We start from the raw sequence: 6,062 nt of genomic DNA on the forward strand, positions 1-6,062 counted from the left end.
GGCCGCGCGACGGGTGGCCGCGAGCAGCGCGCCCGCGTCGACCGAGGCCTGGCAGCTGGCGCGTCCGCTCACCCCTGGCGCGCTCGACGACGCGACCAGAGCGCTCGTGCTCGCCCGACTGCTGCACACCATCCTCGCGTGGGCGCAGGAGGACGCAGAACTCGACCGGCTGCGGACGACGCTCTGGAAGGTCGTTCCCGCAACCGGTTCCGTGAGCGCGCACACGGTGCTGCCCTTCCCCGCGGCCCCGCGCCGGGTGATCCGATGACGCCGCCGCGCGATGCCCGCCCTCATGCCGTGCTCGCGGAAGACGGCGCCCTGCTGCGCGGCTGGGTCTGGGAACCCGCGGAACCTCGCGGCGTCGTGCTCATCCGTACGCCATACGGCGCCTGGCGACACGGCGACACCGCACGCGCCTGGGTCGGGCGGGGCTACCGCTGCGTGATCCATGACGTGCGCGGACGCCACTCCTCCGACGGTGAATGGCGCCCCTACCTCGCGGAACGCAGCGACGGGCGCGCGGTGGTCGAGCAGGTCAGGGCCGAGAGCCCCGGGCTCCCGCTCGTGCTGTCCGGCGGCTCGTATGCCGCGCACACCGCACTCGAAGCGGCCAGGGCCGTCGTCGTCGAGGCCCTGGTGCTCCAGGTGCCGGCGCTCGGGCTCGCCGAGACCGCGTGGGACGAGAACGGGCGTCCCCAGCTGCGCGACCGGATCGGGTGGTGGCACCAGCACGGCCGCGGCCCGCGTTCCATGGCGCCGCTGTCGGACGAGCAGCTCTCGGCCCGTGTCCGGCGGGCATCCGACGTGGGCGTGCATCGGGCCGCCGACGAGTGGGGGTGGTCTTCCGAGGTCCTGTCCGGATGGCGACGCCTCTGGTCTGCTCCGGCCGTCGACCTGGACCGTGCCTACGGGGCGCTCCTGGCACCGCTGCTGCTCATCCGCGGCGATCACGACTTCTTCTTCACGCATGCCGGTCGGCTCGCGGCCGCCTGGCAGGGCCCCGTCCACCTGGTCGACGGTCCGTGGGGGCATCGGCTCGCTGCCGACATCGACGATGCCGATGTCCGCTCCCGGCTGCGCAGTGCGGGCGGCATCGGCGGCGTACTCGACTCCTGGCTCGCCGAGACCGGCCTGCCGACCACGGCATCCGCGCTCCCCGCACCGGCGTCGGGGCGAAGCCGCCGGACCAGATCCGCCTTCGAGCCGGAGACCGGCCGCTGGCGGTACGAGAGGACAGCATGACCCTGCACGACAACCTTCACCGCCGCACAGCGCGGGCGACCCTGTCGGCCGAGGCGCTGGTCGATGCGGAGGCCGGCATCATCCGCTCGGTGCGGGAGGTGCCGCATCCGATCGGCGCCCCAGACCGGTACCTGGCCTTGACGGCATCCGTGGCCGACGCCCGGATCCTCGGCGAGTGGCCCGCCGATCGGGTCTCGCTCGGCACATCGTTCGGCGACCCCGCTCAGGCGCGCATCGCCGCGATCGGCGAGGGCGTGGAGCGGTACTGCGGCAACTGGCTGCCCGATGAGCTGCCTCGCAGCGAGCTCCGTGTCAGCTCGGCGGATGACCTGCGTGCGGAGGGCGAGAGCGTCGTCGCCGAGTCCGATCTGCCGCGCTTCGCCGACTGGCAGCTCGCACGGCCCGGGTTCGCGTATCAGCGTCTGCTCCCCTCCACACTGACGCTCTGGGCACGTTGCGACGAGATCGACGGTGGCTCGGTGTGGGTGCCGGACTCTCTCGTGCACCTGAACTGGCGGCAGTCCCGGTTCCGCGCGCTGCCGCGGACTCACCATCTGAACTACGCCGGCATCGCGACCGGCGCAGGCTTCGACGACGCCCGCGACCGCGGGGTGATTGAGGTCATCGAGCGGGATGCGCTCGAGGTGTGGTGGCACCTGGACGGACCGACGTTCGGCATCGATCCGGCCACGGTCCCCGGCCTGCTCAATGATCTTCAGGGGAGCAGCCTGCGGGTGTGGCTGGTGGCGATGCCCTCGGAGTTCGCTCCCGCGATCGGCGCGCTCGTGCACGACGAGGAGCGCGGGCTCTACGCTGCAGGCTTCTCGGCCTCGCTCGACCCGGCGCGGGCCGCGCGGAAGGCCGTGCTCGAAGCGGTGCACACCTGGATCTACACGCAGGGATGCACGACGGACGACGGATGGGTGTTCCGCGCGGTCGCTGCGGGACTGATGGCGAAGGGCCTCACCCTCGACTTCCGTCCGCACGCCGACTACCTCGCCGCGGCCGGGCCGCAGTTCGAGAACGTGATCGACCTCGGCGCGCACGTGCAGGTGTGGCTCGACCCGAGCGTGCACGACGAGGCCCGGCGGTTCCAGTCGCCCGCGCAGGGCGTGCGTCCGCTGAGTGCGGTGGACCCGGTCACGATCGACGAGGTGTACGGGCGTCTGCGCGATCGCGGTCACCGCGTCCTGACCCGCGACCTCACGACCTCCGACGTGCGACGCACCGACCTGCGCGTGGTGCGTTCGATCGTGACCGGACTGGTGCCCAACGCCCCGGCGGCGTTCTCGTACCTCGGAATGCCACGGTTCCGCGAGGCGGCCGAGGAGCGCGGCTGGCGCACCACCTGGACCGGCGGCCCGGAGGACTTCACGCTCCTCCCGGCTCCGCACATGTGAGGGCCGTCATGGATCGCACACGCCGCGAGAGCCGCGGCCTTCCTGCCCCGCTCGACGAGGCGCTGACCTCGCGCATGCCCGCAGGTCCCCTGCCGCCGGGGCCGCGCGCGAACGCCTGGGATCGGGTCGGCGCCGTCGCGGACGAACCTCACCGCGGGGTGTCAGAGCTCGTCGACGCCCTGTGGCACCCGGGGGAGTACCACCGGGATGCCGACGGCTCGGCCACCCGCATCCGTCGGCGCCCCGTCCCCTCGGCCGGAGCGTGCTATCCGGTGCAGACCCACCTGATCGACCCCACCGGTGTGCGCTGGACGGTCGACCAGGAAGGGGTCTTCCATCGTCGCGTCCTCGCATCCGACCGTGCGGACGGATGGCCGTCGCCGGCATCGGACGACGGCACCGCACGCCTGGTGTTCACCGTGCTGCCGGGGCGGTCGTTCGGCCGCTACCGGCACCGGGCGTGGCCCCTGTGGATCGCGGATGCGGCCTACGCGGTCGCCGCCGTGCGATTCCTGCTGGGGGAGCGCGCCGGGCCCGTGCAGGTCGGTCCCTCGAAACGGCTGCGGGAGATGCTCGGCGTCCCCCGGGCTGCGGATGCCGACGCCTGGATGCGCCGAGGACTCGCGCCGGAGATCCCGCTCGCCGCCGTCGGGATCCCGCACGTGCCGACCCCGCACGCCGCTGCTGTGCAGGCTCTCGGCACGCGACGCTCGCCCGCCATCACGGAGTTCGCCGATCGGATCGGGGGCTCACCGGCCACCGAGGTCGAGCGCGTCGCCCGCGCCTCCGGACAGGGCTGGGTGCGCGGTGCGACCGAAGTGCGCTCCTGGTCCCTGCCGAGCAGGGCACCCTCGACGATCGTCGGCGCCACCCTCTGGAGCGCCCATCTCGCCGCCGCACGCCTCTGCTACGAGGCCGCTCTCACCGGAGACAGGCGCACGCGCCCGGTCTCCGGCCTCTCCTCGACGGGCGACCGGTGGATCCTCCACGCGGTCGCCGTCCTCGACTCCCGCGGAGGTGCACGATGATGATCGTCCCCGAGCTGTGGCGCGAAGCGCGACGGCACCCCTGGCTCCTGTCCATGAGCATCCTGCTCCTCCTCCTCGTGTTCGCGACGCACCTCGCGCAGGCGCTCGCCCTCGCGTGGTCTCTCGCCGCCTTCGTGCGCGGTGACACGGCCGGCGCGGTGGCGGGCATCGGCGGGATCCTCGCGATCGGGGTGGCGCGGATGCTGCTGACGCTCGCGCAGGGCGATGCCGCCGCCCGCCTCGGAGGGCGGGTCAGGGAAGATCTCCGAGGTGCGGCCGTCGCCGCGGCGCTGGTGCCGGAACGACTGCACGATGCCCGCCTCCGCGACGGCTCGACCCAGCTCGCGCTCGGCGACGGCATCGACGGCACCGACGCCTATGTGTCGAAGTACATCCCTGCGGTGGCGCAGCTCGTGGTCGGCAGCCTGATCGCGGTGTGCCTCGTCGCGGTGCTGTCGCCCGTGATCGCGCTGTGCGTCGCCGCGGGGATCCTGCTCGCGGTGCTGGGCCCTTTGGCCTGGAAGCGGATGCTCGCCCGGCGCGGGTTCGACCACTGGGACAGCTACGAGGCTCTCAGCGGCGACATGCTCGAGGCACTCCGGGGGATGTCGACGCTGCGGGCGCTGGGCGATGTCCCCGCGACCCGTGAGCGCTTGCAGGCGAGGTCGGAGTCGTTGCGCGTGGCCACGGAACGCGTCATGCGATCGTCGCTCGCCGAGACGGCGATCACCGACTTCGCGGTGCAGGCCGGAGTGGTGGTCGCCGCCGGGCTGGCCGTCGTGTCCGTGATGACCGGACAGCCACCGGCCATCGAGGTGTACACCCTGCTCCTGCTCTCCTCGGAGGCGTTCCGGCCGGTACGTGAGCTCTCGCGCCACTGGCATGCCGGATTCCTCGGGCTCACGGCGGTTCCCGGGCTGGCGGCCCTCGGTGCGTTCCGTCGGTCCGCACGGGTCGCGACGGAGATCGAGCGCATCGAGGAACCCGAGACCGGGGCGGTGACCGGCGGGGGAGACGTGCTCCGCATCTCCGGCCTGTCGTACCGATACCCCGGCACCGATCACGATGTCCTGCGCGGGGTCGACCTCCGTGCCGGGCGTGGCGAGGTGCACGCGATCGCCGGCCCCTCCGGTGCGGGCAAGTCCACGCTCTTCGACCTCGTCCTCGGCTTCCTCCCGCCCACGGCGGGAACGGTCGAGCTCGACGGGCGCCCGCTCCGCCCGAGCGATGTCGCCGTGGTCTCCCAGCACCCCGTCCTGTTCACCGGGACCATCAGGGACAACGTCGATCTGTTCGACGCCGGGCAGGAGGCGCTGGAGGATGCGTGCGCCGCAGCCGGTGTGCTCGACGAGATCCGGGCGATCCCCGGAGGCTTCGACGCGAGGGTGGCGGAAGCGGGGACGAGCCTGTCGGGCGGGCAGCGGCAGCGTCTCGCCCTCGCCAGAGCATTGCTCGCCCGGCGCCCCGTGCTTCTCGTCGACGAGCCGACCAGCGCCCTCGACGACCGCAGCGCCCTGACCGTGGCCGAGACGCTCGAACGTGTCGCCGCAGAGAGGATCGTGCTCATGATCAGCCACCGTCCCGAGGCCCTGGCCAGGGTCGCCGATGTGCGGGTGCTCCGTGACGGAATGCTCGTGGAGGAGGCCTCATGACCTCGTCCGCGGGCATCCTCGCTCGGCTGCTTCCGCCGCTGCGACCCGAATGGCGGCGCATCGCCTGCAGCTACCTGATCGCCACCACGAGCCTGTGCGCGCTCGCCGCCATCGCGGTGCTCACCGCGCTCGGCGTCGGCGGGGCCGTCGTGCACGGCACCTGGCCGCCGGCGGTCTGGTGGTTCGCCCTCGGAGGCCTCGTGCTGCTGCGCACCTTCCTCACGTGGCGCGAGATGGACGTGTCGCACGCCCTCGCCTACCGCGTGCTCGCCCGGCTGCGGATGGCGCTCTTCGACGCGTACTCGCGCAGCGTTCCCGGTCGCCGTCGCGAGCACTCCGGTCGGGCCGCGTCGGTTGCGATGACAGACATCGAGAAGCTGGAGTTCTTCTACGCCCACACGGTCGCACAGATCGGTGCCGCGTTCACGCTCTTCGTCGGAGCCCTGGTCTGCGCGTTCCTGGTGATGCCGGTGGCGGCGGTCGTGATGCTCGCCGGAGCGGTCGCGGTCGCGCTCACCGTCTGGGCCGGGGCGGGTCCGTCGCGGCGTATCGGTGCGCGCGAGCAGCAGGAGCGCGAGGAGCAGTCCGAACGACTGGTCGACGCCCTCGGTGCGCTGCGCGAGATCCTCGCCTTCGGGCTGCAGAGCCGGGGCGTTCGCGAGGCCGTCGACGGTACCCGGCGGTCGGCGCGCGTCACCCGCCGCCGGGAGGTGAACTCCCAGCTCGTCGACGGCACGCGC

General features: G+C 72.9%; 6 protein-coding genes. All 6 read left to right on the forward strand.

The genetic code is table 11. From position 1 onward, the window contains the following. The coding region (locus tag B2869_RS09515) for a hypothetical protein (RefSeq protein ID WP_292765584.1) at positions 1 to 268 on the forward strand (268 nt) is incomplete at its 5' end. Then, positions 265 to 1,242: a CocE/NonD family hydrolase gene (locus B2869_RS09520; protein WP_292765586.1), complete on the forward strand. Its 978-nt coding sequence runs from the start codon at positions 265 to 267 to the stop codon at positions 1,240 to 1,242. The genes B2869_RS09515 and B2869_RS09520, both read left to right, overlap by 4 nt. Further along, positions 1,239 to 2,642 carry a YcaO-like family protein gene (locus tag B2869_RS09525; RefSeq protein WP_292765588.1) on the forward strand — a complete coding sequence of 468 codons (1,404 nt, stop codon included), beginning with the start codon at positions 1,239 to 1,241 and terminating at the stop codon, positions 2,640 to 2,642. Before B2869_RS09520 ends, B2869_RS09525 begins: the two co-directional genes overlap by 4 nt. A gap of 8 nt (positions 2,643 to 2,650) precedes the next feature. Then, entirely contained in the window at positions 2,651 to 3,670 is a 1,020-nt protein-coding gene (locus tag B2869_RS09530; RefSeq protein WP_292765590.1) for a hypothetical protein, read from the forward strand. Beyond that, positions 3,667 to 5,322, forward strand: coding sequence for an ATP-binding cassette domain-containing protein (locus B2869_RS09535; RefSeq protein ID WP_292765592.1), 1,656 nt, complete (start codon positions 3,667 to 3,669; stop codon positions 5,320 to 5,322). Before B2869_RS09530 ends, B2869_RS09535 begins: the two co-directional genes overlap by 4 nt. Beyond that, the coding region (locus B2869_RS09540) for an ABC transporter transmembrane domain-containing protein (RefSeq protein WP_292765594.1) at positions 5,319 to 6,062 on the forward strand (744 nt) is incomplete at its 3' end. The genes B2869_RS09535 and B2869_RS09540, both read left to right, overlap by 4 nt.

This window comes from Microbacterium sp. UBA3486 (assembly GCF_002377845.1).
Lineage (GTDB): Bacteria > Actinomycetota > Actinomycetes > Actinomycetales > Microbacteriaceae > Microbacterium > Microbacterium maritypicum_A.